Origin of the sequence: Sphingomonas sp. 179-A 2A2 NHS, from assembly GCF_045371305.1 — a bacterium.
Taxonomy (GTDB): domain Bacteria; phylum Pseudomonadota; class Alphaproteobacteria; order Sphingomonadales; family Sphingomonadaceae; genus Sphingomonas.
Genome location: NZ_JBIQDE010000007.1, coordinates 53448 through 78051, shown reverse-complemented (window position 1 = coordinate 78051; position 24604 = coordinate 53448). Strand labels below are relative to the sequence as shown.

Here is a 24604-nt window from a genome sequence, read left to right as displayed (position 1 = left end):
TGTCTATGCCGGTCACATCGCGCGCGCGATCGGCCCCGGGCCAGGGCGTCGGCGCGGCTGACCGCCAAGAAAAGGAGAGGGGGAAGGGGAGGGGCGAGCGGACGTGCGCTTGAGCCCGGAGAACCTCCCCATGCACTACGATGTCGCGATGCGCCACCAGCAGGCGCTCGATCCCAGCGCGCTGACCACGATGGCAGCCACCCTCCACGCGATCGGTGCCGCGATCACCGACTGCCGCAACGCGGGCAAGGACCCCGAGATCGACGCGGCGGTCATCCTTCTCGCCCGCCACCTCGGGACTGTCTGCGAACGCCGCCCGGACGACATGGCGCTGCGCCGCAACTGCATGGACCAGATCGCCGAGATCCGGCGCCACCCTGTCCTTCGGACCCTCGCTTGTCGTGGTGTCGCCTACGACGAGGCTGCCAAACGCACCTTCCACAGCGAGGGGCGTATTGCCATGCGCCGGCTCGCCGACGCCCTTGGGCTCGAGGACGATAGCTACGAGGTCCGCTCCAACAAGGGTGGTCCGGCCGTCTCGGGCGAGGTCACCCTCCACGGCGAGGAGGTGTACGTCCAGCTCAGCCTGGGTGCGATGGGGGCCGGCCGCGAAATCCTGTTCCGGCGCTGCAGGGGGCGCAAGGACTATACCGGCGAGCGCAACCACTTTGCCTCGGTCGCCGAATTGCTGGCCCCGGACCGCTTCGCCGACCGGCTCCGCCGCGAACTCGCGCTCTCGCCGCCGGTCCGGCAGTCCGAGCGCCTCTTCGCCTGACGCCGCCAGTTACCAGACCGCCGCCCTTTTTCCGGAGCCGTCATGCCACCCATCGCCCAGCTCGCAGTCGCGGCAGCGGCCGCTCGGTCCTATCCGGCCGCCCCCGGCCTGCCGGACATCGCCATCACTCCCGAGATCGTCGCCGCGATCCGCGCCGGCGCCTGGATCGTCTTCAACCTCTCAGGCGGCAAGGACTCGAGCGCGGCCCTGTTCGCGGTCAACCTTCAACTTGATTCACTCGGCCATCCGCGGGCGCGGCGGATGGCGATTCATGCCGATCTTGGCCGCGCCGAATGGGATTCGACCCCCGCTACGGTCGCGCGCATAGCCGCCAGCGCCGGCGTGCCGCTGACGGTCGTGCGCCGGGCGGCCGGCGACCTGGTCGACCGCTGGATACAGCGGTTCGAAAGCGGCAAGCGCCGCTACGAGGCGCTCGAGACCTACAACCTGATTGGTCCCTGGTCGTCGGCGTCGCTCCGCTTCTGCCAATCCGAGATGAAGGCGGCCGTGATCGGACCGGCGATCACCAGAATGCTGCGAGGCCAGCAGATCATCTCCGTTCTGGGCCTGCGCCGCGACGAAAGCCACAACCGCGCCGCCACCCCGATCGCCAAGGCCGATCTTCGCTATGCCAAGGCCGGGAACCGGCACGGCACCGCGATCACCCTCTGGCACAAGATCGCGCATTGGAACAGCGAAGACGTATTTCGTGCTCACGGCGCGCTCGGCATCACCCTGCACGAGGCCTATTCGATATGGGGCGCAACGCGCCTCTCGTGCCGCTACTGCATCTTCGCCTCGCTTCACGACCTGTCGGCTTCTGCCGCAGCCCCGGCGAACACCGAGGTTTATCGCGAGCTCGTCGGCATCGAGGCGCGATCGACCTTTCCATTCCAGCCGACACGCTGGCTCGCCGACATCGCACCGCATCTGTTGAGCGGCGGGCTCCGCGCGGACGTCGAACGCGCCAAGGCCGACCAGCTCGAGCGCCGGCATCTCGAGGCCTCGATGCCGGCAGGCCTCAGATACGTCAAAGGCTGGCCTCCGCGGATGCCCACCCTCGCCGAGGCCGATGACATCGCCGCAGCACGGCGGCCCATCCTTGCGCGCCACAGGCTCGAGAACCGCTATCCGACAGGATCAGCCGTCCAGGCGCGCTTTGCAGAGCTGAGGGTCGCGGCCGGGCGGCAGATGTCGTCGTGAGTACGATCGATGCCGCCGTCGGCTCCTTCCGGATCATCGCCCGCATCGAGGACCCGCCGCCCCTCGGCTGGCGCTTTTGGAGACTTGCCGGCTTTCCGGGCGATCCACTGGATCCGAGCCCCTATGGCGGCTCGCGCTGCCTCGCGCTCACCGTCGTCGACGTCGACGGCAGCGACCGCTGGCTCTGTGCGATGGAGCTCGACCACATTTTCCGCCTGCTGTGTGCTCACGATCTCTTCCCCTGCCCGAGCCAGGCAGGTGCGGTCGCCTTCGCGCACGCGATCATCGCCCGCCACGCCCGCCAGCCCGCGCTCCTCTGACCCACGGACCACGACCCATGCAGACCGACCGCAGCCAGCGCTGGCGCGAACGGCGCGCTCTGTGGGCGCGCGATCTCACGCTGATCGATCCCCGCGCCTACAGCGTCGACGTCATCGATCACGCCGCCGCGCGCGCCTTCATCGCGCAGCACCATTATCTGCCTCGCTATCCGGCCGCGCAGCTTGCGGTGGGACTGTTCGCACGCAAGGGCGCGCTCGAAGGCGTCGCCGTTTTCGCCGTTCCGACCACCGGCGCCGTCATCTCGCGCCACACCGGGTTTGACGATCCTCGCCGCGGCTGCGTCCTCGCGCGCCTCATTCTGACCGACGCCGTGCCGCAGAACGGCGAGAGCTTCTTCGTCGCGCGCGCCTTTCGCTACCTGCGCCGGGAACGGCCTTGGATCGAGGCGGTGGTGTCGTACAGCGATCCGGGGGCGGGCCATATCGGCCGCGTCTATTGCGCGCTCTCGGCCGCCCACCGCGCGGTCACGAAGCCGCGATCGGTCCTCCGGGTCGGCGACATCACGATCTCGGGGCGCACGCTGTCCAAGATCCGCTCGGGCGAGCAGGGCCATGCCGGCGCAATCGATCAGCTCGTCTCGATGGGGGTCCCGAGGCCGCGCATCGGCGAGGAACCGCGAAGCTGGCTGTGGCGGCTCCAGCGCGAGCGCCATCTCGTCACGCATCAGCAGGCTGGGCTGTTCGCCTATTGCTTCGAGCTGACGCGCGAAGCTCGCCGCCGCGGCCGCACCCTTCCGCGCCTGCCGTATCCCAAGGCCCTTCCGCCGCGGAACGCGCTGCTTCCGCTCATTTTGCCCGATCAGGAGACCCTCCATGGCTGACATCACGCAGCTGCCCGTCATGACCGCGGCCGATGCCGAAAGCATCGGCTTCGCCCGCTTCAACGACGTGCCGACGCTCCCGATCGACATCCCCGACGGCAACTTCACGATCAGCGCCAAGACCACCGACGGTCGTCGGATCACGTTCTTCTTCGGCGAATACAAGCGCGGCTCCCCGCCAAGCTTCGTCGACATCGAAGCCCGGCAGGATCACCGACTTCATCCGCGGCGAGCGGCTGCTCCCGGCAGCCGAAATCGAAGCCATTCGCCGCGATGCGCCCACTGATCTCATCCGGTTCCAGGATGCAGCGAGCATCGTGCCGCTTTCCGAGCGGCCGACGATGGAAGCCTGGATCGAGACCTTCAACGCTGGCCTGATGGAGGCTGCATGACCGACCAGCTATCCCGCATCGCCGAACTCAACGACCGCTGCCGGCACGGCCTCGATCCGACTGCCCGCGTCGTCATCACTGCGGCTTGCCTCGCCGCATTTGCCGGCGAGCTCTCCGCCCAGGCCGAGCTGCTCTCGGCGATCCGAGGTTACGCTTTCAAGCGCTACGATGGCCCGGAACGCTCTCGCGGGGAGTTCACCGTCCGTGGTCAGGCCGTCCGTTTCGCGATCGACTATTACGACCGCGCGCTGGAATGGGGATCGGAAGACCCTGGCGATCCGCACGTCACCACGCGAGTCATGACGATCATGCTGCCCGAGGACGACTGATCCTGGGGAAAGGGAAGGGGAAGCGGGTCGGGGCCGTCGGCGCGTGAATGCAAGTCGGACTCTACCCTGCAAACGCCCCGGGCCCGCTGCAGACGCGCCTTTCCGCATCCATCGTCCATCCAAGGGAGAAGCCCATGCGCCGGATCGCCTCCGCCACGCCCGCTGACGGGCACGCCATTGCGATAGCCGTTGAGCGGCTGCGCGAAGCCCGTACCTTGCTTCGCCAGGCCGGAGCGCGTCAGGCTGCGTCGGCCGCCGGCATGGCGATCAGCAGCGCCGAAGGCGCGGCGCGCCATGTCCAGCATCGCGTCCGGAGGACGATGGAATGAGCCGTCACGACCTTCAGCCCAAGCCGGACAGCCCAGACGTCGTCCGCGCGACGGTCGGATGGGACCGGCCGCTTCAGACCTTCTTCGCGCAAGTCTTCTTTCGCACCGAAGACGAGCCCGCAGAAGGCGAGCCCCTCGTCTGGATCGGCACAGAGCCGGGCGAACTCCTCTCCGCCGAGGCCGCGATCGCCGTGGTCGCGCCTCATGCCATCATTCCTCCCGATCTCTGCCGGCAGCTCACTGCCGACATGCAGTCGTCCATCGGCGTCGAGGATGGCAGCCAGCAAGTCGCCGCCAAGCGCTACCTGTTCGGCTCGACTCACTGAAGCTGCATTGTGCCGGCGCGGCGGAGCCGCTGCCGCGACGATCCTTTCCAAGGCCCCATCATCACCGGTCCCCGCGATCACCGCGCGGTGGCCGAACGTGCGCGCTGCGCCGCCCCCAACCAGAGGAGACCATCATGGCCGACCGGGTATCAGCCTCCATCGTCATCGGCGGCGCGCTTGACGCTCCCGCCTTCGCAGAACTTGCCGAGCTCATTGCCGCCGACCGGCTTGTCGTCGAGTGGGACGGCGATCCGTTCGAGCCGGAACATCGCGTCGACGGCGAGCCGCTTCGCCTGTTTGCGCACGAAGTCGCAGGCGGGCGCTTCGAGGAGATCGAGGACTGGTGCATTATGCATCGCGTGCCCTTCGTACGCTGGTGCGGGGGCTATTCCGGGCAGTGGGGACCCGAGCGCGTCGTCGCCATCGGCGACGGCAAGGCGGTGTCCTATGCTGTCACCGAGGACGACGAGGTTGTCATCAGCCGCAGCACCATCACGGCGCTTGGCTCGCTCGATGCGATCTTCGCTCATTTCGATGCAGCGGAATTCGTCGTGCCGGCGCTCGTCGTTGCGGATGCCGCTCCCGCGCTCCCCCCGACTGCGGGAGCGCACCATGTCCAATAGCTACACCAAGGCGGCGTTCGACCTGACCGTCACCGTCGCCGAGGCCGACATGGTACGCCGGGTCATCGCCGCGGTGGAACTGATCGACGACACCGAGGCCGGGAGCGACGTTCGCGAAGCGCATTATGCCTGCCTTGGCCCGGACTTCGCCGCCCTGTTCCCGCGCAGCGACGAGGACCCGTTTGCGGGACTGCTCGACCTCTTCGAGGATCCGCAATATCCCTATCTCGATTTCCATGTCGCGTTCAGCGAGGTTGACCAGCTCGACCGGGTGCTCGTGACGTTCTCGGGCGAGCAGTTCGGAATCGACGTCGCGGCCAGGCTGATCCAAAGTTGCGCGCGCTCGGCGCTGCCCTTCGGGTTCGAATGGGCGTCGGATTGCGACAGGCTGCGGGTCGGGGAGTTCGGCGGCGGCTATGTCGTCATTACTGAACACCGCATCAGCTATGGCCACACGACCCAATTGCTCGACCGTGCAATTGCCCGCGCGCGCGACGAGGGCGCCGACGGATTCGTCCTCGCAATCCGCGATCCGCAGCACGGGCTCAGCTTCTGGAACGACGATGCAGGCTTTGACCGATTGTCGCGCGCGCGGGTCTTCAGCGAAGCCGAGGCCGCGAACCATGACGTGCCGCTCGCGCAGGACCAGCCCGAATGGCTGGCGATGCCGGAGCCCCTGCGCCTTTGATCCGAACGTCGCGATTGCGCGATCGACACAGACGTATAGCATCGTCGCTGGAGATGCCGATGACTTCGATACCCACCGATCACGACGCGATGCTGGCGGCGCTGACCCGGCTGATACCGATTGCGATGAGCGATACCGGCCAGTCGCGCCGGGTCGCGAACTTCCTGATGGCGTGGTGGAACGGGCCGGAACTCGGCCATTTCGAGATCGCCGACCTGTTCGGGCTGGATGTCGCTGTCGCGAACGACATTGCGACCATCGTCGGCTATCTCGGACAACGCCCCGGCGCCATCTACATCGACGCCCTCGGCTTCGCCGAGGAGATGCAGGACATCATCGCGCTCTGGCGCAAGCCGGTCTCGACTTCGGCGACCTGACCGGGCGCCGGTACCGGAATTTCTCGGACCGAGGCCGCCACAGACACCCCCCGAGGGGCGCCAAACCTTGCGCGGCATTCATCGCGCGCCATAACGGGAAGTCGTCGGGCGAAGATCGCCAGGGCGTATCCTTTCGTGGGAGGTGCGGTTGCCGGAAGAGAACAACCTTGTCGCGATGACGATCGAAGTCGTCGCAAGCTACGTGGCGCACAACAATATCCGACCCGAAGACGTGCCGGACTTCATCGCCAAGACCCACGCTGCGATCGCCGGCATCGCCAAGGAACCCGAAACACCCGCCGAAGAGACACCGGCAGCCCAGCCCGAGTTCACGCCGGCCGTCTCCGTGCGCAAGAGCCTCGCCTCACCTGATCACATTCTTTCGATGATCGACGGCAAGCCCTACAAGTCGCTGAAGCGACATCTCAGCAGCCACGGCCTGACCCCTGCCGAATACCGCGTCCGCTATGGTCTCAAGTCCGACTATCCGATGGTGGCGCCCGGTTACTCGGCGCAGCGGCGCGAGGTAGCCAAGCGTCTCGGCCTGGGTCGCAAGCGGCAGGAGCCCGAAGCGCCCGCGGAGGCAGCACCGCCATCAGGTGACCCCGCGCCCGCTCCGCAACCGAAGCCCCGCGCCCGCCGCGCCAAGGCCGAGGACACGCCCCCTGCCCGGGCCAGCGCCAAGACGCCGCGGCGGCGCAAGGCGCAACCCGCAGACGCTGGAGCAGTCGAAGCCTGAGGCTTCGGGCGGAGGCACCTGCGACGACGGTACGATCCCGACGGCGCCGAAGAGGCGCTCGTCGGAGCGGCGCTGACGCGCCTTACTCGGCCGAACGGCCGAGGAGCTGAGTGGGTGAGAGAGAGTGTTCGGACAAGGGGTTCGAGCGCTCAATCTCAGGAGACTTCCCATGAACATCGGCACCATCACCCAGAACGCCAGCGGCACCTACACCGGCAAGATCTCGACGCTCACCGTTGCGATCGTGATCGCGCTTCGGACGGTCCAGTCGACCAACCCGCGCGCGCCCAAGTTCGAAATCCTCGCACTGTCGGCCGCCCGCCAGTGGGTCCAGGTCGGCGCGCTTTTCGAGCTCGCCTCCAACTCGACCGGCGAGACCTTCCTCAACGGCAAGATCGAGGATCCGAGCCTCGACAAGCCGCTCTACATCTCGGCGTTCCGCCAGGAGGACGGCTCCTACAACATCGTCTGGTCGCGCCCCACCCGCCGCCGCGAGGCGCCCACCGACACGGTCGCGACCGACGACGGCCTGCCGCCGCTGCCGGGGACCGAGCAGCCGGCCGCACCCGTGGGAACCGACGGTCTGGGTGAGTCCTCGGCCGAAGGTGCGTTCGGCGGCAGCGAGCCCGCGCCGGGCGGCCGCCGGCGCCGCACGCCCGAGATGGCGGACTGATCGCCGCCAACCGATTGGCGCGCAGCTGCTCTGCGCGCCGACGTCACGACAGGGCCTGCTTCGCCTCACCGCGAAGCGGGCCTTTTTTTGCCAGCGTGCGAGGACGTTCTCTTCCCCTCGGCAACACATCATTGAACAAACCCGTCCGTTGATGTATATGCCTGTGTATATGCAAGGAGTCTGCCGTGACGCCCGATCATGAAGCAACGGTCACCAGAGAAGCGAAGCTGTTCCGCAACAACAAAAGCCAGGCAGTGCGCATCCCGGCGGATTTCGAGCTGCCTGGGGATCGAGTCATGATCCACCGGGAGGGAGATCGACTGGTCATCGAGCCGATCCGCCGCCGAAACATCGTCGAGGTCCTTGCGAGCCTCGAACCCCTTGGCCCCGAGGATGAGTTCCCGGACATCGACAGCGACTTGCTTCCCGCCAAGGCCATCGATTTGTGACCCAGCTCTACATGCTCGATACCAACATCGTGTCGGAACTCGCGCGAAACCCGCACGGCGCCGTTGCCACCCGGATCGCGCAAGTCGGTTCCGATGCGATTTGCGTCAGCATCATCACCGCGGCGGAGCTGCGCTACGGCTGCGCGAAGAAGGGGTCCCCCAGGCTCCTGGCCCAGATAGAGGCGATCCTCGGCAGCGTGTCCGTGCTTGCGCTCGATGTCCCGGCGGACACTGAATATGGCGGCATCCGAGCTGAGCTGGAGAGCGCGGGCAAACCCATCGGGCCCAACGACCTCTTCATCGCGGCTCATGCCTATGCGCTCGGCGCCACATTGGTGACCGCCAACATCGGCGAGTTCTCCCGCGTCCGGGCCCTCAAGGTGGAGAATTGGCTGAGCGACGTCCATTGAGGCGATCGCACCGAATGACGATATCTCCCGAGAGGCGCCGGTCCTCGCCGTCTGCCCGGCACGCCGTTCAACCCTGTTCCGCTCAACCTCCAAGACATGCCGATCCAACCGCCTCCCGCTCCGCACCCCTCGCTGTTCATGCCCCTGAACCGGCCGCCCCGTGTGCACCGCCCGCCGAAGATCGGCCGCAACGACCCGTGCTGGTGTGGATCGGGCAGGAAGTTCAAGGCGTGTCACGACGGGCGTGAGCGGCTGCCGCAATTCAACCACCACCATGTTGCCGAGGCGTTCCGCAAGGAGCTGCGCCGACGCTACTGCTCCTATGCCGGCGAGTCCGGGGAGCCGTGCGGCGCCGAGATCATCGGCGCCCACACCGTACAGAAGGAAGGCGGGCTGCGGGCGATCTCGCGCGCCGGGAAGGTCTATTCCCTCATCGCGACCATGGGCGGGCTCGAGAAGAATGGCGGCCGCCTCGACCCGCGGCTGGTGGGCATCGGCGACGCTTCGGTCTTCCCGGGCTTCTGCTCGACCCACGACAACGATCTCTTCAAGCCGATCGAGGGGAAGGACTGCGCGATCGGCGCCTGGGAGGCGCTGCTCTTCGCCTATCGCGCGGTGTCGTTCGAAGCCTTCTTCAAGCGCGCCATGCTTGCCGTGGCGCCGCTCTTCGCACGGCTGGACGAGGGCCTGCCGGTCGAGGACCAGGAACTCGCCCAGAACATGGCGCGCCATTTCCATCACGGCGCTGTCGCGGGCGAGGCCGGCACGCGCGCCCGGAAGGCAGCCTATGACACGCGGGTCCGAGCCCGGGACGTGAACGGTTTCTCCTATGCCTGGACACGCTTCGACGGGCTCCTGCCACTGGTCTGCTGCGGCGCGTTCCTGCCCGACAATGATCTGACCGGCCGCCCGCTTCAGCGGCTTGCCCATGGCACGGGTCCGTTCGAGCAGGTCACGCTCAGCATCACATCCTATGGCGGCCAGTCGGTCATCGTCTTCGGGTGGACCGGCGGGCCCGAGGGCCCGGCGGAGCGCTTCGTGCGGTCCTACCAGAACCTCGGGGACGATGACCGCGCCGCCGCCGCAGTCCGCCTTGGTCTCGAATATCTCGAGAACAGCTATCTGAGCCCGGCCTGGTGGGACGCACTGACCAGCGCCGATCGCCGCCGTCTCGTCCGCCATTCGGTCGAGACCCACGGTCCGCGTTCGGCGGCCGTCTCGCTCGGGCTGCGCCAGCCAGTCCCCCATCTGCGCCTCCGCGTCATCGACCGGGGCGGAAGCCTGCCGACCTCGGTCTGAGCAGCCGCCCGGCGATCGGTCGCTGCAGGGGCGCCGCGTCCCCAGGGCGCCGCGGCCTTCCTCCGCCTGTTCCTGCCACCTGCGGCGAGACAGGCCCGCCCCGCAACCCCTGCCGGTCGCCCGTGTTGCCGCTATCGCGGCTGCCCGCGCCAGCTCCCTTCAGGAGTTCCCCTCCGCTCGCGCTCCGGTGCGGAGCGGGCCTGCGCGCCGCTTCCCGGTGTCACCGGCGGAAAGGCCGCTGGACCCAACAAGGAGCACCGCCATGAACAACGTCAACATCGCCGGCAGGGTCGCCAAGGATCCCGACACCCGCGGCAGCGTCACGACCCTCATCGTCGCGACCGATCGCGTGAAGCTCAGGGACGGGAAGACCTATGTCGACGAGGCGACCGGCTATACCGCCAAGGAAACCGAGTTCCACAAGGTCACCTGCTTCAACGGCCTCGGCAAGGCGGCGGCGTCGCGCGAGAAGGGCAATGTCGTCGCAGTGACCGGCCGGCTGCACTATTCGAGCTGGGAAGACCGCGACGGCATCACCCGCTACGGTTGCGAGATCATCGCGGACAAGCTCGACTTCTTCTGAGCGAATGCCGGACGGCGCTCCGGCGCCGTCCGGATCGGTCGAGCCCCGCTTACCGTGCGTCAGCGGGCGTTGCGAGCGGCGACACCGCGCTCGCATAGACCCACGCTCGGGCAAGCTGGCCGGTGAGCGGATCGCGATACACCACCAGGCGCCAGCGCCCCTGCCGCCTCTCGATCGCCAGCACCATTCCGTCGGGCGCCTTCAGCACCACGGCGCCCTCGCGCCGCGGTTCGCGCCGAAACGTCGCATCCCGGCTCAGCTCGGCCCTTGGAAGGTCCGCGACATAGGCTTCGTTCGCGCGCGCCTCGGCCTCGTGATAGCGACGGGTCTCCTGTTGAAGCGCCTCCACCTTCTGGTTCAACGCGGCCAACGCCGCTTTCTCCTCGGGCGACTGATCAGGATGGAGAGCGGCGATCGCCAGCAACATGCCGAGGATTCCGGCCAGCCAGCCGGACCACTGGAACAGGCCCATCTTGTGCAGCTCGGCGATCGTCCGCGGACCGAGCTGCTGCACGAACCCGACGATGAGGTCGAGCAGCCGGCCCTGCAACTCGGCGCTTTCCTCGTCCGTCGACGCGGCAAGGATCGCTTCGGCGATCCGCTGCGTCTCAAGCACCATCTCGGCCGCGAGCGCCGTCGCCGACTGGACCACGCCTTCGCTCACGCGAAGCGTCATCGCATCGAGCAGCCGCATCTGCTCGGCAATGGCGCCGAATGCCGACAGGCGCGGCAGCGCGTCCTCAATCATCCGGCGGTAGGTCCCTCCGGTCGCCGCGGCGGCGATCGCGCTCGCCATCGTCGACCGGTTGAGATCGAAGGTCTTCACCGTCTCGAGCAGGCTGCTCGAGAGGCGACGCTGGTCGTCCAGCAACCCCGCGTTCCGGTCGACGATGCTGCGCGCGGTTTCAGAGATCGACAGCGCCCAGGCACTGCTGATGAGCTGCCGGATCTCGCGCTGCTGCCGGCGATCCCGCTCCAGCATATCGAGGACGCCGCGATAGGGAGCGCCGAAGTCCAGACCGAGCCGCTTTCGCACGTCGGTCGCCTCTAGGATAACCTGGGCGGCGGTGCCGCCGCCGAGCAGCTCGCGGTAGCGCCGGGTGCGCTCGCGCTCCTCGCGCAGGAGGCGCTCGACGCTGCTCTCGGGAAAGCCAAACGGATCCTTCATCCGCCCGATCCTGTCAGATCGTCTTCCTCCGCGCGACCGGCAATCGCCGCACCAGAGCATCCGCTGGAGGGCGGCGCATCCCGGCCTTTCGCGCTGCTCACGCCGGGACCGGCGCTCTACTCGCCTCCGGCTCCCGGAGCCCCGCGATGCGCGGGTCTCCGCCCTTCGGGTGACGATCACCTTGCGGGGGGGCCTGGCTGCACCGTGGTGACCAAAAATCTCTCTCTCTCTCTCTCTGACTTCCTAGATATGACGTGCGGGGATTCGAGCCCGTCAAGGATGAGCGGTCCCCCCAATTTTCACGAGCCCGCAACGCCCGCTGCGCGTCCGTTCCGCGCCCGAGAAAATCGGCTCCCCCGCTCCCCGCTGGCGCGGCGTTAACCGGGGTCCGGCTGCGCCGGCTTCCCGGTTAACGTCCCTGACTGCCCCGACCGCCGCACGTCGAAGGGGAAGCCTCATCGAGTGGATGAGATCCAACGGAGGCTATCATGCAGACCACTTTCACCAACTTCGCCGACCTCGCCAGCCACATCGCGGCAAGCCGAGAGAACGAGGAGCTCACGCAGACCTACGACGGCGCTTTCATCGAGCCGAACGAGATGGCGAAGCTCAGCATCGTCGACGCGCCGGAGGCACTCGACATGCCCGATCCCGAGCAGGTCCGGGCCGCCGTCGACATGATGATGCAGACGATGTTCGATGTCCTTCGCGACACGCGCATGGAGCCTTTCGCGAACGATCTCGCCTGGGGGTTCGCCAACAGCTTCCACGTCGTCGCCAAGCGGATCGAAGGGCGCGAGGACGATTCCGCCAAGAAGCTGGGTGAACTCGCCCGCAACTACGATCCGTCCGAGATCTACGCGACCGAACTGGAGGACACGCAGCTGCTCTGCCAGACCCTCCAGGGGTGCCGCGAAGCAATGGAATGCATGCGCGATCACGCCGCCGAGGTGTACCGCGTCGAGACCGGCAAGCCCTTCTCGCCGGTCCGCGGCAGCAGGGTCTCCAGCGCCCTCAACGCCTCGATGATCGACGCCCGTGACTATCTCGCGTCGCGCGCGCGGGAACGCCGCGAGCAGTTCGCACCCGAGGGTCCCGTGGTGGCCTTCTCGGGCGGGCAGGTCTGGGAGGATGCCGACCTCCTGTGGAGTGGCCTCGACAGTATCAAGGCCCGCATCCCCGAGATGATCCTCGCGACCACCGCGCAGGCCAAGGGCTGCGATGCGGTGGCACACGCCTGGGCGGCATCGCGCGGCGTCAAGGTCATCCAGTTCCGTCTCGACCGCAGCCAGGGCAACCGCGCGGCCTTCGTCCGGAACGACCGAATCCTCGGCCTGAAGCCGGTCGAGGCGGTCATCTGCGAGGGCTCGGGTATCCAGCAGAACCTCGCCCAGAAGCTGCGCCAGGCAGGCGTGCCGCTGCACATCGTCCGGCTCGCCCACCAGCGCACCGCACGGCGGGCGTGAAGCCCTCGCGGAGAGGCTCCGGCTAGGGCCGGGGCCTCTCCTCCTTTTGCTGCGTCACGGGCGGCGCTCGGGGGCATCGAGCCCCCTCGCGCCGCGAGGAGCCGGCGCCGACGCGCCGCCGACCTGCAGTCCCGCGAGGCGGCCAAGGGGAGCGGGATGGATGGAAGCGTTCAACAGGGGAGGACGAGATGTCCATCACGTTTCGCATCGCCACCGCCGCTGACGACGAGGCCCGCCCGACGGCGGTCATTAGCGCGCGCCAGCTCGCCGCCTTTCGCACCTTCCTGCGCGGCGAGGGCGAGCGTATCGGCACCCTGCTGCTCGACCCGGATGCTCCCGAGGACGCGTTCCTCTCCTACCGCTTCGAGGCTCGCGTCTGCCCGATCGCACTCGCATCGATCGCCCGCCTCTTCGACTTTGCCACGGACGTCATCACCGTGGTCGAGGAGGCACAGTTTCGCGGGCGGCGCGTCAGCGTCTTTCGCGACGAGGCGGCCGGCACGATCAACCTGACCGTGGCACTCACCACCGATATGGGGCTCGAACTCGACCTCGCCTCGAGCAACGCGTTCGCGCTGCTCGAGAGCCTCGGCCTCGGCGCAGAAAGCGTGGGCGAGACCGCGATCGAGACCATCCGGGAACGCCTCGCCAGCCCGGCCGTCCGGCGGCACGCGGCCGAGCAGGGCATCGCCCACTATATCGAACGGCTCGAGCGCCTTGTCGCGGCGGCGGCTCCCGACGAATCCTGCCGGCTGGAATGGGCCTAGCCTCACCCAGAACCGGTCGCCAAGCGGGGCGCGCCAGCTCGCTGGCGCGCCCTCAGCGGCTCCGAAAGCCAGGCCTCTCACTCGCGTCAGGATGCCGCCGCACGATCCATCTGCGGAGCCCGCTTCAGCACTGCATCCACGGCGTCGCGGAGGTGCGCGGCAGCCTTCTCCTCGTCCGCCGCTTCCAGCCACTCCAGCGCCTGCCGCATCAGCGCGAGCGCCATCGCTTTCTGGAGCGTCGGGTCCGTATCGAGATCGTCCATTTCGATTGCCCGGGCGCACCTGATCCCAGCGGTCGCGTCGGAGCGCCCCGTCCAACGAACTCCCGCGCGCTGGGCGCGGGAGCCGGGGCTGGTAACACGTCGAGACATGCGCCTACGCTTTTAGTGCCGGGGCACCTGGACATATACGCAGGCACCCCGGCGTGAGACCACACCGAGTTGCCGTTCTCGACGGGATTACCAGTCCCGGCGCTGCCGCTTTGCAGCGCCCCTGCGGACTAACATAGGCATATCGGCGAACCAACCCGCGACTGCTCGCCGGCTGTTTGCGCCTCCCGGTCAATGATGGTTGAGCGCGCCCGCGCGGCGGCCCCAAGATCGATCAGATCTCGCGGTCCCGCCGCACGTGGCCGGACCACTCCCGCGTGTCAAATCGAGCGCCGCGGTCGAGGCTGCTCACGCCAGCCGTCGCCCCCAGATCAGAGGATGAAATCTCTCACAGACTTCCCAGTGTGTCGTTGAGGGAGACGCCGCGTCAAGAATGAGCGGTGCCCCCAATTTTGCCGCGGCCTGCGCTCCGCTTCGCTCCACTCCGACCACGACAAAATCGGCACCCCCGCTCCCCGCTTCGCGGCTCCGGCTTCGCCTCCGTTCCTGACCCGGCGTCTCCCTCAACGACGGCCATTCCCCTGTCATTCAAGACGACAGGAGGCTCCGATGCAGATCAACCCCACCAGCGCTCACAACGATACCGCCGCCTACCTCGCCGCCCTCGCATACGCCGAGCGCCGCGCACTCCACAGCTTCTTCGACCAGCACGTCATCGAGGACGATACGCGGGGCTACATCGCCATCGATGAGGGCGACTATGGCGCGCTGCCGATGGCGCTCATCGACCGGGTGGTGCACACGGTCCCGGGCGGCATGTCCGACGAGTTCTGAAACGATAGGGAGGGGCGGAAACGCCTCTCCCTTTTTTTGCTGCCGGGGCATACGGGCATGAGGGGCATCGAGCCCCCCATGCCCGTGCCGCGACTGCGTCGCGGCGGGTCCGGCTCAGGCCGCGAGCCGCCGCTCCACTTCCTCGATTCCGAGCGCCTTGATACGTTTGGTCAGCGCTTCCAGGCGAGATGCGGGGAGCCTGAGCAGCCCCGCCTTCTCGATCGTCCTGATCGCCTCCTCGCGCTCGCGTTTCGCGAGCTGCTCGCGGCGCTCCGCCAACCGGCGCTCCTCTTCCTCGAGCGCCTGTCGTTCCTGTTCCAAAGTCCGTGCCATAAGGGCCTCGCTGTTCAAAGCTGATCGGGCCGTGAACGCGGCCTATTGTTGAAGCGCCTTGATCGCGCATTCAAGGGGCTTGGCATGTTTCGGGCGGCTCGGCGGCACCTTCCGGCGCCGCCGCACGGGCGCTACTCGCGTGTCGAAGACACGCTCACGAAGCCGGCACGCGCCGTCTTCGCCCATTCGGGTGACGATCCCTGCCGATCGGGTTCGGCCTTCGCATCCGAGCCGCGGACGTTCCGGACAGCTGGCGACGCAGGCCGCAGGTTCCCCCTTTCGCGCCAGCCGTTCCCGGCGGCGCCGGTTCCGCGCTACGCGCGGCTCCATTCCCGGCCGGAGCCGGGACCCACTCCTGAACGACGATCACCAGGACCGCCCGGGACCTGGAGCAATCCTGATAGATTCTAGCACACCCTACGCACCTGGCGGTGCAGGTTTTCCGGGGTATGTCAGGGGCTTACGGGCAATCTGGTGAGTGCCACGCCGTGGGACAGTTCGGCGCTTACGTCCGATCCCGGCGATTCCAATGGCTTAGCCGTCCCACGCGGTCACACGCAGTCCGTGCGACGGCAATACCCTTTGCGCCGAGTGCGGCGATCGACTATAAGGCTCGCCGCCTCTTTCGATCCCCACCAGCCTCTCTGCTAGGAGGCTGGTTTGTCCACTACCAGGCATTGCACGGTTCGGCTGAACCGCCAGCAGCACGATCGCATCCTCGCGCTCGCTACCGAGCAGAATTGCAATCCGTCGGAGGTGATCCGGGCGGCCGTTGATGCCTATCTCGGCACCGCCACGCTCCTCACGTCAAGCCATCGTCGGCTCGCGCGCATCAGCGAGTTCATGCAGCTCGCGCTCGACGTCATCATCAGCGAGCAATATCCCGAGTTCCGCGACCGGATCATCGCCAACGCCGACAAGCGCCTGGAGCAATACCATGGCGCGTAACGACATCCGCACCGACGGCCGGCCGATCCCGCTGACCCACCATTCCGCGCGCGGAAAAGTCCAACGCAACTCGGGCAATTTCACCCGCGGCAGCCAGCTCCTGACCCACGAGCTGCTGATGTGGTTCGCCGGCGCAAAACTTCCCTTCGTCGTCTGGTTCTTCGTGTTCCTCGCGGCCTGGTTCGTGATCATGTCGCTCAAACTGGACGAGCACGGCTTCCAACTCGTCTGCATGAAGCTCTACGCCATGCTCTGGGACTGGGTCGGCTTCGACCCGACGAAGCGCGTCAACGTCAGGCTTCCGAGCGGCGAACTCCACCGCACGATCATGGCCGTGGTCCCGTTGATGCCCGAGGTCCAGCGGGCCTGGAGCATCGCCATGCGCGGCCTTCTCGGCGCACTGCTTTTCTCGGTGTTCCTCACCATTCCCCTGTCGATCTGGTTCGTCGATCTCTCGCGTCGCCGTGGCAAGACGATCCTGCAGGAGCGGCACGAGCGCGGCGCTATGCTGGTCGATCGCGAGGTCCTCGTTGCCGAGGTCTCGCAGCATAACGCGGCCGCCTTCGAGATGGACGTGCGCAAATGCTTCCCGGGCCAGTCGCCCAAGCAGGTGCTCGCGCTTCCCTTCACGGCGCGCAAGCGAGCCGGAATCCACCATCCCTACACGCTCGCCGGCATCCCCTTTCCGCACCGGATGGAGCAGTCGCACACCATGCTGATCGGTACGACCGGCTCGGGCAAGACCACCGAGCTCCGGAGCCTCGTCCGGCAGATGCGCGAGCGTCAGGACAGCGCCGTGATCTTCGACCTGACCGGTGCCTATGTGGAGGCCTTCTACGACCCGGCACGTGACACGATCCTCAATCCGATGGACCGTCGCTGTCCTGCATGGTCGATCTTCTCGGACTGCCGCACGCACAGCGAGTTCACCGCCGCCGCCGCCGCTCTCATCCCCGCCGATGGCGGCTCGTCCGAGCCGTTCTGGGCGCTCGCAGCGCGGACCCTGTTCATCGAGATGTGCATCCGCCTGGTCGAGCGGGGCCAGACGACCAACCTGGCGCTCTCCGAGAACCTGATGACCGCCGATCTGAAGCGGGTCCATCGCTTCCTCCAGAACACGATCGCCGACCCGCTGACCGCGCCCGAAGCGGCGCGCATGGCGGAGTCGATCCGCGCCGTCTTCAACACCAATGCGCAGGTCCTGCGCTTCCTTCCCGACACGGGCGAGCCGTTCTCGATCCGGGACTGGATCACCGGCGAGAAGCAGCCCGGGTCGATCCTCTTCATCACCTCCAATTACGTTGATCTGCCGATGAACCGGGCGCTGCTGACGCTTTGGATGGACCTCGCGATCAACCGCCTCATGACAATGCCGCGCACGCGCGAGTTGCGGACCTGGTTCATGTTCGACGAGCTCGGCGCGCTGCACAAGCTGCCGGCAATCGAGAACGGCCTCCAGACCGCGCGCGCGTTCGGCGGCGCCATGATCCTTGGCATCCACAGCTTCGAGAAACTGATCGAGGTTTATGGCGAGCAAGGCGCCCGCAACCTCGCCTCGCTTGCGCGCTCCAAGCTGATCCTTGCGACGGCCGATCTCGACACCGCCGAGCAGTGCGCGCGTTACATCGGCAATCGCGAAGTGCGGCAGATGGATGAAGCCTATAGCTATGGCTACAACAACACCCGCGACGCCTCGACACTGACTCCCAGGAAACAGGTCGAGCCGCTCGTGATCGCGGACGACATCACGAACCTGCCGTCGATGCACGGCTTCGTGAAGTTCCCCGACGGCTTCCCCGCCGCGCGCATCCAGCTCCTCTGGAAGGACTATCCCCAGGTCGCCGAGGGCTTCCTGCCGCGACCCGACCTTCAGCCGGTCCGGTCAAGGCGCGGAGAGGAGGTGTTCGACGATGGCGGGGAGGGCGACGCGGGCGGGCGGGATGGCGCCGGCCAGGTCGTGGAAGAGGCGGTCGAGCCGGTCAACATCGCCAAGGAAATGGCCGCGCGGATCCTTTCCGCGGAGGCAACGGAGGAGCACAACCAAGGGAGCCGCCCGCCAGCCGAGCGCACCGAGGATCGCGGCGAGGAGCAAGCTCCGCGCGCGCACGCCGCCGATCGGGCGCAGGCGGTCCGCAATGCGCCCGATCAGGCGCAGGCGCCAACGGAAGCCCGTGACGATCGCCGCGAGAGTCGCGCGGCCCGCACGGCCCCCACGCCCGAGGATCAGACGCTCGCCGAATTGCGGCAGGACTTCTCTGCGAGCCGCGATCATGACGGCGCGGACATGGGGATCTGAACCATGCTCTCGGTCGCATCGGTCCGTTCCGCGTCCGGCGCTGCCGGCTACTTCGCAAAGGACGACTATTACACGGTCGAAGGCTCGTCGGAGATCAGCGCCTGGGGCGGGGAAGGTTCCGCCGCGCTCGGCCTTTCGGGCGAGGTGTCGAAGAAGGCATTCGAGGGCGTTCTCAACGGCATCTTGCCGGGCGGCGAGGCCGTCGCCCAGGTCGAGAACCGGCGGGCCGGAGTCGATCTCACCTTTTCGGCCCCGAAATCCGTTTCGGTGCTCGCCTATGTCGCCGGCGACAAGCGCATCCTCGGGCCCGACGGCGCCAACATGAAAGCCGTGATCCGCGCAATGGCCTGGGTCGAGAGCAACCTCGCCGAGGGGCGCAAGGACATCGAAGGCCGCAAGGTTCCGCTGCGGAGCGGGAACCTCGTCTACGCGCTCTTCCAACACGACACGAGCCGCGCCCTCGACCCGCAGGCTCATGTCCACGCCGTCATCGCCAACCTGACCAAAATGCCCGACGGCAAGTGGCAGGCGCTCCACGCAGACAAGATCTGGTCGAACAACTCCGTGATCGGCTCGATCTACCATGCCTTCCTGCGCGAGGAGCTCGAGAAGCTCGGCTACCAGGTGGAGCTCAAGGGCAAGCACGGCACGTTCGAGATCGCCGGCGTGCCCAAGCCGGTGCTCGACGCGTTCAGCCAGCGCCGCGAGGCGATACTCGAAAAGGCGGCCGAGCTTGGCATTGTATCGGCCAAGGGGCGGGACGGCGTCACCACCAACACGCGCGATCCCAAGCTCAACGTCGAGGATCGCGAGGCGCTGCGGCAGGCATGGATCGACAAGGCGGCAGCGCTCGGTTTCGACGGCAAGTCGCTCCTCGACGCAGCCCTCGCCCGGGCGGCGCAACGCGATCCCGGCAGCGCGCTCGAACGCGGCTACCGTGCCGTATCGGAAGCGGTGTCGACGGCATGGGACAAGCTCGGGTCGGCCCTGCGCGCGCACGATCCTTTCGTCGATCGCGGCCTTGCGCGAGTGACCACCTCGCCGGCCGAAGCACGCGCGCAACTGGCGGTCGCCTCCGCCGTCCGGATGCTGTCCGAACGCGAAGCCGCCTTCAGCCTCCACCAGCTTGGCAAGACCGCGCTCGACCTCGGGCTGAAGGGAGTGACGGTCGACCATGTCGAGCGGCGGATCGAGCAGCTTGTCGGGCGTGGCCAGCTCATCGCGGGCGAGACGCGGATCGGCGACACGCGCCCGCGGATGGTCACGACCCGGGAAGCCCTCCTGACCGAGGAACGGATCCTCGGGGCAGTCGAGGAGGGCAGGGGGCTCGCCTCGGCCATCCTCGCCGCGCACGACGCTCCAGGGCGGCTCCAGGCGGTCGCAGACAGGGAGCTCAACGCCGGCCAGCTCGGCGCGGCCGCGCTGATCCTTTCCTCTGAGGACAGGACCGTCGCGATCCAGGGCATCGCCGGCGCCGGCAAGTCGACCATGCTGCAGGCGGTCGCGCGTGTCGCGGAAGCCGAGGGCCGCGCCGTCGTGGGCCTGGCCTTCCAGAACAAGATGGTCGCCGATCTCGCGGAAGGGGCAGGGATCAGATCCCAGACGATCGCCTCGTTCATCCTCGCCAACGAGCGCCACGTTCAGGCCGGGGGACCCGCATACGACGAAGCCCGCGCCGCGCTCGCCGGCTCGATGCTCATCGTCGACGAAACCTCGATGGTCTCGTCCGACGACATGCTGAAGCTCCACCAGATCGCCGCCGCGCTCGGCGTCGACAAGCTCGTCCTCGTGGGCGACCGCCAGCAGCTCTCTTCAATCGACGCCGGAAAGTCGTTCGCGCTCATCCAGGCGGGTGGAGGCACGATGGCGCGAATGGACGAGAATATCCGGCAGCGCACGGATCAGCTCCGCACCGTCGCGGCGCTCGCCAACCTCGGCGAAGCGTCCAAAGCGATGAAGGTGCTGGGCGAAAGCGTCGTCGAGCATCAGAGTCCGGCGCTCCATGCGGCCGAGATGTGGCTCGGCCTTTCCGCCGCCGATCGCGAGGCGACGGCCGTGTTCGCGTCGGGGCGCGCGGCGCGAGCGGTCATCAACCAGCGGATCCAGGACGGCCTTGCCACCGAAGGCAGCGTGCGAGGGGAGGGCATCCACCTCACGGTGTACGAGCGCGTCAACACCACGCGCGAGGAGCTGCGCTATGCGGCCACCTATCAGGCCGGGCAGACGCTCGAGGTCGGCCGCGGCGGCGGCCAGGACGTCGGCCTGGCCGCTGGCCGCTATGACGTCGCCAGGGTCCACCCGAACGGCAAGGTCGACCTGAAGCTCGGCAACCGGTCCATACGCTTTGATCCGCAGAAGCTGTCGCCGACCGAAAAGCGCGACCGGCTGCAGCTCAGCGAGAAAAAGGATCTCCACCTGCGTGAGGGCGACCGCATCCGCTGGACCGCCAACGACAAGGAACGCGGGCTCCACAACTCGGCGCTGGCGCGGGTGCTCGCGGTCGACGCCGGCGGCGTGACCGTCGAGACCGCCGGCAAGGAGCGGCTGACGCTCGATCTCGGCGACCCGATGCTGTCGCGGCTCGACCTTGCCTACTCACTTAACATGCACATGGCGCAGGGCATCACGACCGACAAGGCGATCACCGTCATGTCGAGCCAGGAGCGCAATCTCTCCAACCAGCGCCTGTTCAATGTCGGAGTCACGCGCGTGCGCGATGAGCTCACGATGGTGGTCGACGACAAGGAGAAGCTCGAGCGCCAGCTCGACAACAATCCGGGCAACAAGACGTCGGCACTCGAAACCGTCGGTCGCCTCGACGTTGATCACGAACGCACACGCGGCAAGAGCAGCGGACCCCGCGAGAAGCTTCATGTCGGTCCGGTCGACCTGGCGGACCTGCCGCCGTTGCCGGGTGAGCTGCCGTCCCCGGCCCACACGCAAGGCGCCGCCGCCGCTGCCGGCGCTTCCAAGTCACCGCCCGACCTCAAGCCGGACCGTGGCGACGCTCTGCCGCCGCTGCCGGAACGGAGCCTGGGGCTCGACCTGTGAAGACCGGCCGGCTGGACGCCGGAGCTTGATGATGGATGACCTGCCACGGGACTTTCATCCAGCTCTGATTAGAGCCTCGGCGATAGTGGTTATGCCTTTCGGTGGCTTGTTTGCAATGGGGTCAGGCATGCCTGACCCCATTGCAAAGATCGTTTCGGCGTAGCCGGCCGGGGTCTGGTATCCGATCGAGGAGTGAGGTCGGCAGGTGTTGTAATCCTCTGCCCACTCCCGGATCACGGCGCGGGCGTGGTCGAGGCCATGGAACAACGTCTCGTTCAACAGCTCGTCGCGCATCCGCCCGTTGAAGGATTCCACGTAGCCGTTCTGCATCGGCTTTCCCGGAGCGATGTAGTGCCACTCGATCCCGTAATCCTTGCACCAAGTCAGGATCGCATTGGCGGTGAACTCGGTCCCATTGTCGCTGACGATCAGCCCCGGCTTGCCGCGCCAGGCGATGATGTCGGTCAGCTCGCGCGCCACGCGGCGTCCCGAGATCGATGTGTCGGGGATCGCTGCAAGGCACTCCCGGGTCACGTCATCGACGATGTTGAGCACCCGGAACCGCCTGCCGCAGGCGAACTGGTCGTGGATGAAGTCCAGGCTCCAGCGGGCATTAGGCCGAGCCTCCACGAGGAGCGGTGCTCGTGTGCCAACGGCCCGGCGCCGGGCCCGACGCTTGCGCACGCCGAGCCCCTCTTCCCGATAGAGACGGTAGACGCGGTTGATGCCCGAAGGCTCGCCCTCCCGCCGCAACAGGATGTGCAGCCGGCGACAACCGAAACGGCGCCGCTCGTTGGCAAGCTCGCGCAAGCGGGCGCGCAGCTCCACCTCCGGCGGTCGCCGGGACTGGTAGTGAACGCTCTTGCGATCCGCTTCGATGACACGGCACGCCCGCCGCTCAGCGGAAGGCTGTTGAGAATGCTCGGCAGCTGTTCGGCATCAGCGAGCGTCGGGCATGTACCATCTTTGGCGTGGATAGGACGTCGGTGCGCTACGCGCCCCGGCGTAGTGATGATGGCGACCTGCGGTCGCGGTTACGGGAGATCGCGGCCGAGCGTCGGCGCTTTGGCTACCGTCGGCTTGGGATCATGCTGGCCCGCGAGGGGCTGGTCATGAACCACATGGCGTAAACGGGAGCGGTGCTTCTGAGATAGCCTGTTGTCCCCTGAAGGAGGACGGAAGATGACTTGCTATGTTGGCCTGGACGTGTCGATGAAGGAAACTGCGATCTGCGTTGTGGACGAGATGGGCAATCGCGTATGGGACGGGAAGACGCGAACGGATCCGGATGCCATTGCGGCCGTGCTGGCGCGGAGGGCAGCCGGAGCCGTGAAGATCGGCATCGAGACGGGGCCGATGACAGTGTGGCTGTGGCATGCGCTGACTGAGCGAGAGCTGCCGGTCGTGTGCCTTCATGCCAGGCATGCTGCGGCAGCGCTGAAACTGCAGATGAACAAGACGGACCGCAACGACGCTTTTGGGCTGGCAAGGCTGGTCCGCTCAGGCTGGTACCGGCCGGTCGCTGTTCGCTCGATGGAGACGCACCGTTTGCGTGCGCTCCTGATCACGCGAGATCAGCTGGTCGGTATGAGCACCGCTCTCATCAACAAGATACGCGGTCTAGCGAAGACTTTCGGTATTTTGGTCGGACCTGGCAAGGGGGGCACCTTCGAGCGCCAGGTCCGGGCGACCCTACCGGACGATCCGGTCGTCGCCGCCTTGTTCGAGAGCCTGCTGGCGATGCTGGGGACGTTGCGGGAGCGACAGCATGCCATCGCCAAACAGCTCGGCCGGGTTGCTCGACAGAGTGGCGCCTGCCGCTTGATGATGACGATGCCGGGAGTTGGTCCACTGACGGCCGTCAGCTTCATGACCACCATCGAGGATCCTCACCGGTTCCGGCGCTCGCAGGATGTCGGCGCCTATCTTGGTCTTACCCCGCGTCGCTATCAGTCGGGCGAGGTCGACATCAACGGCCGCATCTCCAAGTGCGGAGATCGCCTCACCCGCAAACTGCTGTTCGAAGCGGCCAATGTCATGCTGTCGCGGACCTCGCAGGCGTTAGCGTTGAAGGACTGGGGGGCCGCCGTTGGCCGCAGATCGGGCTTCTGGAAGGCGCGCGTTGCGCTGGCCCGCAAGCTGGCGGTGATCCTGCACCGGATGTGGATCGACGGCCGGGACTTTGAGCCGAAGGTAACTGCCATGGCCTGATATCAGCTTTTCTAGGTGCCGCCCCGCCAAGGTGCGGCCACGGCCATCTCGTGACCCGCTTCGTGACCATTTGGAACACGGGAACCACATCGAGAGGCCGGCGATCTAGCGCCATACTGAGGCTGCACCCGTGCTGACCTCGAAGACGACAACGATGCGCAAAGCAGATCGACTACGAGCACCTTGGCAAACGGCTTGACCGATTAGACGACAAGAAGCTGCTGCGGCTGTACCGCGAGGAGAACCTGCGGGTCAGGCGCCGGCGTGGCCGCAAGCGAGCGATGGGCACCCGAGCGCCTATGACGCTGCCCCAGGGACCGAACCAGCGGTGGAGCCTCGACTTCGTCAGCGACACGCTGATCAGCGGCCGGCGCATCCGCACCCTGGCGGTGGTCGACGACTTCACGCGCGAGTGCCTGGCGCTGGTGGTCGACACCTCGCTGTCAGGTGCGCGGGTCGCCCGCGAGCTCGACGCCGTCATCGCTGTGCGCGGTGTGCCGCCGCTGATGATCGTCAGCGACAACGGCACCGAGCTGACCAGCCTGGCGATCCTGAGATGGACGCAGGAGCGACCTGTCGAGTGGCACTACATCGCGCCGGGCAAGCCGCAGCAGAACGGCTACGTCGAGAGCTTCAACGGTCGTCTGCGCGACGAATGCCTCAACGAGACGCTGTTCGTGTCGCTCGGCCACGCCCGCTCGGTGCTGCGGCTCTGGCGAGACGACTACAACCATGTGCGCCCGCATAGCGGTGTTGGCGGGCTGACGCCCGCCGATGCTGCCAGGCGGGTTGCGCAACCCCGCCCCGAGGGGCACCATAACAACCCCGGACTCCAGTTATGACT

The 24604-nt window shown here is 67.2% G+C and carries 27 protein-coding genes and 2 pseudogenes; 25 read left to right on the top strand and 4 right to left on the bottom strand.

Going from position 1 to position 24604, the window contains the following annotated elements:
* Window positions 1–130: 130 nt before the first annotated feature.
* The 17 genes from ACH0AE_RS15835 (at window position 131) to ACH0AE_RS15755 (ending at window position 10357) form a co-directional block, all read left to right on the top strand.
* Complete coding sequence (locus tag ACH0AE_RS15835) at window positions 131–775, top strand: hypothetical protein (RefSeq protein WP_406875919.1); 645 nt, start codon at window positions 131–133, stop codon at window positions 773–775.
* A gap of 42 nt (window positions 776–817) precedes the next feature.
* A complete protein-coding gene (locus ACH0AE_RS15830) occupies window positions 818–1978 on the top strand; it encodes a phosphoadenosine phosphosulfate reductase family protein (protein ID WP_406875918.1) in 1161 nt (386 codons plus the stop codon).
* Window positions 1975–2298, top strand: a complete 324-nt coding sequence (locus tag ACH0AE_RS15825) for a transposase (protein ID WP_406875917.1) — start codon at window positions 1975–1977, stop codon at window positions 2296–2298. Before ACH0AE_RS15830 ends, ACH0AE_RS15825 begins: the two co-directional genes overlap by 4 nt.
* A 17-nt stretch (window positions 2299–2315) precedes the next feature.
* Complete coding sequence (locus ACH0AE_RS15820; protein WP_406875916.1) at window positions 2316–3140, top strand: hypothetical protein; 825 nt, start codon at window positions 2316–2318, stop codon at window positions 3138–3140.
* Window positions 3133–3426 carry a hypothetical protein gene (locus tag ACH0AE_RS15815; RefSeq protein WP_406875915.1) on the top strand — a complete coding sequence of 98 codons (294 nt, stop codon included), beginning with the start codon at window positions 3133–3135 and terminating at the stop codon, window positions 3424–3426. The genes ACH0AE_RS15820 and ACH0AE_RS15815 overlap by 8 nt, the downstream gene beginning before the upstream one ends.
* A 102-nt stretch (window positions 3427–3528) precedes the next feature.
* On the top strand, window positions 3529–3861 hold the full coding sequence (locus ACH0AE_RS15810) for a DUF3768 domain-containing protein (protein WP_406875914.1): 333 nt from the start codon (window positions 3529–3531) through the stop codon (window positions 3859–3861).
* Window positions 3862–3995: 134 nt separating this feature from the next.
* On the top strand, window positions 3996–4190 hold the full coding sequence (locus ACH0AE_RS15805; RefSeq protein ID WP_406875913.1) for a hypothetical protein: 195 nt from the start codon (window positions 3996–3998) through the stop codon (window positions 4188–4190).
* The gene (locus ACH0AE_RS15800; protein ID WP_406875912.1) at window positions 4187–4516 is read left to right on the top strand and encodes a hypothetical protein; all 330 of its coding nucleotides are present in this window, start codon (window positions 4187–4189) and stop codon (window positions 4514–4516) included. Before ACH0AE_RS15805 ends, ACH0AE_RS15800 begins: the two co-directional genes overlap by 4 nt.
* 134 nt (window positions 4517–4650) lie before the next feature.
* Window positions 4651–5139 (top strand): hypothetical protein, encoded by a 489-nt coding sequence (locus tag ACH0AE_RS15795; RefSeq protein WP_406875911.1) that lies wholly within the window; start codon window positions 4651–4653, stop codon window positions 5137–5139.
* Window positions 5129–5827, top strand: coding sequence for a hypothetical protein (locus tag ACH0AE_RS15790; RefSeq protein WP_406875910.1), 699 nt, complete (start codon window positions 5129–5131; stop codon window positions 5825–5827). Before ACH0AE_RS15795 ends, ACH0AE_RS15790 begins: the two co-directional genes overlap by 11 nt.
* Window positions 5828–5886: 59 nt before the next feature.
* Window positions 5887–6204: a hypothetical protein gene (locus ACH0AE_RS15785; protein ID WP_042469311.1), complete on the top strand. Its 318-nt coding sequence runs from the start codon at window positions 5887–5889 to the stop codon at window positions 6202–6204.
* Between the two features lie 148 nt (window positions 6205–6352).
* On the top strand, window positions 6353–6943 hold the full coding sequence (locus tag ACH0AE_RS15780) for a MucR family transcriptional regulator (RefSeq protein WP_406875909.1): 591 nt from the start codon (window positions 6353–6355) through the stop codon (window positions 6941–6943).
* Window positions 6944–7112: 169 nt separating this feature from the next.
* Window positions 7113–7616 (top strand): DUF736 domain-containing protein, encoded by a 504-nt coding sequence (locus ACH0AE_RS15775; protein WP_030541254.1) that lies wholly within the window; start codon window positions 7113–7115, stop codon window positions 7614–7616.
* 185 nt (window positions 7617–7801) lie between these two features.
* Entirely contained in the window at window positions 7802–8065 is a 264-nt protein-coding gene (locus tag ACH0AE_RS15770; protein WP_300496427.1) for an antitoxin, read from the top strand.
* A gap of 11 nt (window positions 8066–8076) precedes the next feature.
* On the top strand, window positions 8077–8475 hold the full coding sequence (locus tag ACH0AE_RS15765; RefSeq protein WP_300496463.1) for a type II toxin-antitoxin system VapC family toxin: 399 nt from the start codon (window positions 8077–8079) through the stop codon (window positions 8473–8475).
* Between the two features lie 162 nt (window positions 8476–8637).
* Complete coding sequence (locus ACH0AE_RS15760; RefSeq protein ID WP_406875908.1) at window positions 8638–9774, top strand: YecA family protein; 1137 nt, start codon at window positions 8638–8640, stop codon at window positions 9772–9774.
* A 262-nt stretch (window positions 9775–10036) separates the two neighbouring features.
* Window positions 10037–10357, top strand: a complete 321-nt coding sequence (locus ACH0AE_RS15755) for a single-stranded DNA-binding protein (RefSeq protein ID WP_042469252.1) — start codon at window positions 10037–10039, stop codon at window positions 10355–10357.
* Between the two features lie 49 nt (window positions 10358–10406).
* Here the strand turns inward: ACH0AE_RS15755 and ACH0AE_RS15750 are convergent, their stop codons facing one another.
* The gene (locus ACH0AE_RS15750; protein ID WP_406875907.1) at window positions 10407–11525 is read right to left on the bottom strand and encodes a hypothetical protein; all 1119 of its coding nucleotides are present in this window, start codon (window positions 11523–11525) and stop codon (window positions 10407–10409) included.
* Between the two features lie 488 nt (window positions 11526–12013).
* Here ACH0AE_RS15750 and ACH0AE_RS15745 point away from each other — a divergent pair, with 488 nt between their 5' ends.
* Together ACH0AE_RS15745 and ACH0AE_RS15740 are read left to right on the top strand one after the other, a co-directional pair.
* Window positions 12014–12991 (top strand): DUF2493 domain-containing protein, encoded by a 978-nt coding sequence (locus ACH0AE_RS15745; RefSeq protein ID WP_406875906.1) that lies wholly within the window; start codon window positions 12014–12016, stop codon window positions 12989–12991.
* 188 nt (window positions 12992–13179) lie between these two features.
* Window positions 13180–13758, top strand: a complete 579-nt coding sequence (locus ACH0AE_RS15740) for a hypothetical protein (RefSeq protein WP_406875905.1) — start codon at window positions 13180–13182, stop codon at window positions 13756–13758.
* A gap of 86 nt (window positions 13759–13844) precedes the next feature.
* Here ACH0AE_RS15740 and ACH0AE_RS15735 read toward each other — a convergent pair whose 3' ends face one another.
* Complete coding sequence (locus ACH0AE_RS15735; RefSeq protein ID WP_156029321.1) at window positions 13845–14021, bottom strand: hypothetical protein; 177 nt, start codon at window positions 14019–14021, stop codon at window positions 13845–13847.
* Window positions 14022–14696: 675 nt separating this feature from the next.
* Between ACH0AE_RS15735 and ACH0AE_RS15730 the strand changes: the two genes are divergently transcribed.
* Complete coding sequence (locus tag ACH0AE_RS15730) at window positions 14697–14921, top strand: hypothetical protein (RefSeq protein WP_030541263.1); 225 nt, start codon at window positions 14697–14699, stop codon at window positions 14919–14921.
* Between the two features lie 114 nt (window positions 14922–15035).
* Here ACH0AE_RS15730 and ACH0AE_RS15725 read toward each other — a convergent pair whose 3' ends face one another.
* Window positions 15036–15254 carry a hypothetical protein gene (locus ACH0AE_RS15725; protein ID WP_047100442.1) on the bottom strand — a complete coding sequence of 73 codons (219 nt, stop codon included), beginning with the start codon at window positions 15252–15254 and terminating at the stop codon, window positions 15036–15038.
* A gap of 660 nt (window positions 15255–15914) precedes the next feature.
* Between ACH0AE_RS15725 and ACH0AE_RS15720 the strand changes: the two genes are divergently transcribed.
* From ACH0AE_RS15720 to mobF, 3 genes are read left to right on the top strand one after another with little or no spacing between them, the layout of a single operon-like run.
* On the top strand, window positions 15915–16202 hold the full coding sequence (locus ACH0AE_RS15720) for a hypothetical protein (protein ID WP_030541282.1): 288 nt from the start codon (window positions 15915–15917) through the stop codon (window positions 16200–16202).
* Complete coding sequence (locus tag ACH0AE_RS15715) at window positions 16192–18498, top strand: type IV secretion system DNA-binding domain-containing protein (protein WP_406875904.1); 2307 nt, start codon at window positions 16192–16194, stop codon at window positions 18496–18498. Before ACH0AE_RS15720 ends, ACH0AE_RS15715 begins: the two co-directional genes overlap by 11 nt.
* A gap of 3 nt (window positions 18499–18501) precedes the next feature.
* Window positions 18502–21549 carry a MobF family relaxase gene (mobF, locus tag ACH0AE_RS15710; protein ID WP_406875903.1) on the top strand — a complete coding sequence of 1016 codons (3048 nt, stop codon included), beginning with the start codon at window positions 18502–18504 and terminating at the stop codon, window positions 21547–21549.
* Between the two features lie 54 nt (window positions 21550–21603).
* On the opposite strand, the pseudogene ACH0AE_RS15705 reads toward mobF, so the two are convergent.
* A pseudogene (locus ACH0AE_RS15705) lies at window positions 21604–22452 on the bottom strand (IS3 family transposase); the annotation flags it as partial.
* A gap of 279 nt (window positions 22453–22731) precedes the next feature.
* On the opposite strand from ACH0AE_RS15705, the gene ACH0AE_RS15700 reads away from it, so the two are divergent.
* Both ACH0AE_RS15700 and ACH0AE_RS15695 read left to right on the top strand, forming a co-directional pair.
* Entirely contained in the window at window positions 22732–23760 is a 1029-nt protein-coding gene (locus tag ACH0AE_RS15700) for an IS110 family transposase (RefSeq protein ID WP_125990341.1), read from the top strand.
* A 203-nt stretch (window positions 23761–23963) separates the two neighbouring features.
* A pseudogene (locus tag ACH0AE_RS15695) lies at window positions 23964–24602 on the top strand (IS3 family transposase); the annotation flags it as partial.
* Window positions 24603–24604 lie beyond the last annotated feature (2 nt).

What these genes read in the sequence shown, in the direction of transcription:
- mobF (WP_406875903.1), top strand. Translation starts at nt 18,502, where the DNA reads ATGCTCTCGGTCGCATCGGTCCGTTCCGCGTCCGGCGCTGCCGGCTAC.
- ACH0AE_RS15745 (WP_406875906.1), top strand. Translation starts at nt 12,014, where the DNA reads ATGCAGACCACTTTCACCAACTTCGCCGACCTCGCCAGCCACATCGCG.
- ACH0AE_RS15820 (WP_406875916.1), top strand. Translation starts at nt 2,316, where the DNA reads ATGCAGACCGACCGCAGCCAGCGCTGGCGCGAACGGCGCGCTCTGTGG.
- ACH0AE_RS15740 (WP_406875905.1), top strand. Translation starts at nt 13,180, where the DNA reads ATGTCCATCACGTTTCGCATCGCCACCGCCGCTGACGACGAGGCCCGC.
- ACH0AE_RS15755 (WP_042469252.1), top strand. Translation starts at nt 10,037, where the DNA reads ATGAACAACGTCAACATCGCCGGCAGGGTCGCCAAGGATCCCGACACC.
- ACH0AE_RS15790 (WP_406875910.1), top strand. Translation starts at nt 5,129, where the DNA reads ATGTCCAATAGCTACACCAAGGCGGCGTTCGACCTGACCGTCACCGTC.
- ACH0AE_RS15750 (WP_406875907.1), bottom strand. Translation starts at nt 11,525, where the DNA reads ATGAAGGATCCGTTTGGCTTTCCCGAGAGCAGCGTCGAGCGCCTCCTG.
- ACH0AE_RS15830 (WP_406875918.1), top strand. Translation starts at nt 818, where the DNA reads ATGCCACCCATCGCCCAGCTCGCAGTCGCGGCAGCGGCCGCTCGGTCC.
- ACH0AE_RS15795 (WP_406875911.1), top strand. Translation starts at nt 4,651, where the DNA reads ATGGCCGACCGGGTATCAGCCTCCATCGTCATCGGCGGCGCGCTTGAC.
- ACH0AE_RS15730 (WP_030541263.1), top strand. Translation starts at nt 14,697, where the DNA reads ATGCAGATCAACCCCACCAGCGCTCACAACGATACCGCCGCCTACCTC.
- ACH0AE_RS15725 (WP_047100442.1), bottom strand. Translation starts at nt 15,254, where the DNA reads ATGGCACGGACTTTGGAACAGGAACGACAGGCGCTCGAGGAAGAGGAG.
- ACH0AE_RS15700 (WP_125990341.1), top strand. Translation starts at nt 22,732, where the DNA reads ATGACTTGCTATGTTGGCCTGGACGTGTCGATGAAGGAAACTGCGATC.
- ACH0AE_RS15765 (WP_300496463.1), top strand. Translation starts at nt 8,077, where the DNA reads ATGCTCGATACCAACATCGTGTCGGAACTCGCGCGAAACCCGCACGGC.
- ACH0AE_RS15815 (WP_406875915.1), top strand. Translation starts at nt 3,133, where the DNA reads ATGGCTGACATCACGCAGCTGCCCGTCATGACCGCGGCCGATGCCGAA.
- ACH0AE_RS15785 (WP_042469311.1), top strand. Translation starts at nt 5,887, where the DNA reads ATGACTTCGATACCCACCGATCACGACGCGATGCTGGCGGCGCTGACC.
- ACH0AE_RS15810 (WP_406875914.1), top strand. Translation starts at nt 3,529, where the DNA reads ATGACCGACCAGCTATCCCGCATCGCCGAACTCAACGACCGCTGCCGG.
- ACH0AE_RS15800 (WP_406875912.1), top strand. Translation starts at nt 4,187, where the DNA reads ATGAGCCGTCACGACCTTCAGCCCAAGCCGGACAGCCCAGACGTCGTC.
- ACH0AE_RS15805 (WP_406875913.1), top strand. Translation starts at nt 3,996, where the DNA reads ATGCGCCGGATCGCCTCCGCCACGCCCGCTGACGGGCACGCCATTGCG.
- ACH0AE_RS15735 (WP_156029321.1), bottom strand. Translation starts at nt 14,021, where the DNA reads ATGGACGATCTCGATACGGACCCGACGCTCCAGAAAGCGATGGCGCTC.
- ACH0AE_RS15715 (WP_406875904.1), top strand. Translation starts at nt 16,192, where the DNA reads ATGGCGCGTAACGACATCCGCACCGACGGCCGGCCGATCCCGCTGACC.
- ACH0AE_RS15835 (WP_406875919.1), top strand. Translation starts at nt 131, where the DNA reads ATGCACTACGATGTCGCGATGCGCCACCAGCAGGCGCTCGATCCCAGC.
- ACH0AE_RS15775 (WP_030541254.1), top strand. Translation starts at nt 7,113, where the DNA reads ATGAACATCGGCACCATCACCCAGAACGCCAGCGGCACCTACACCGGC.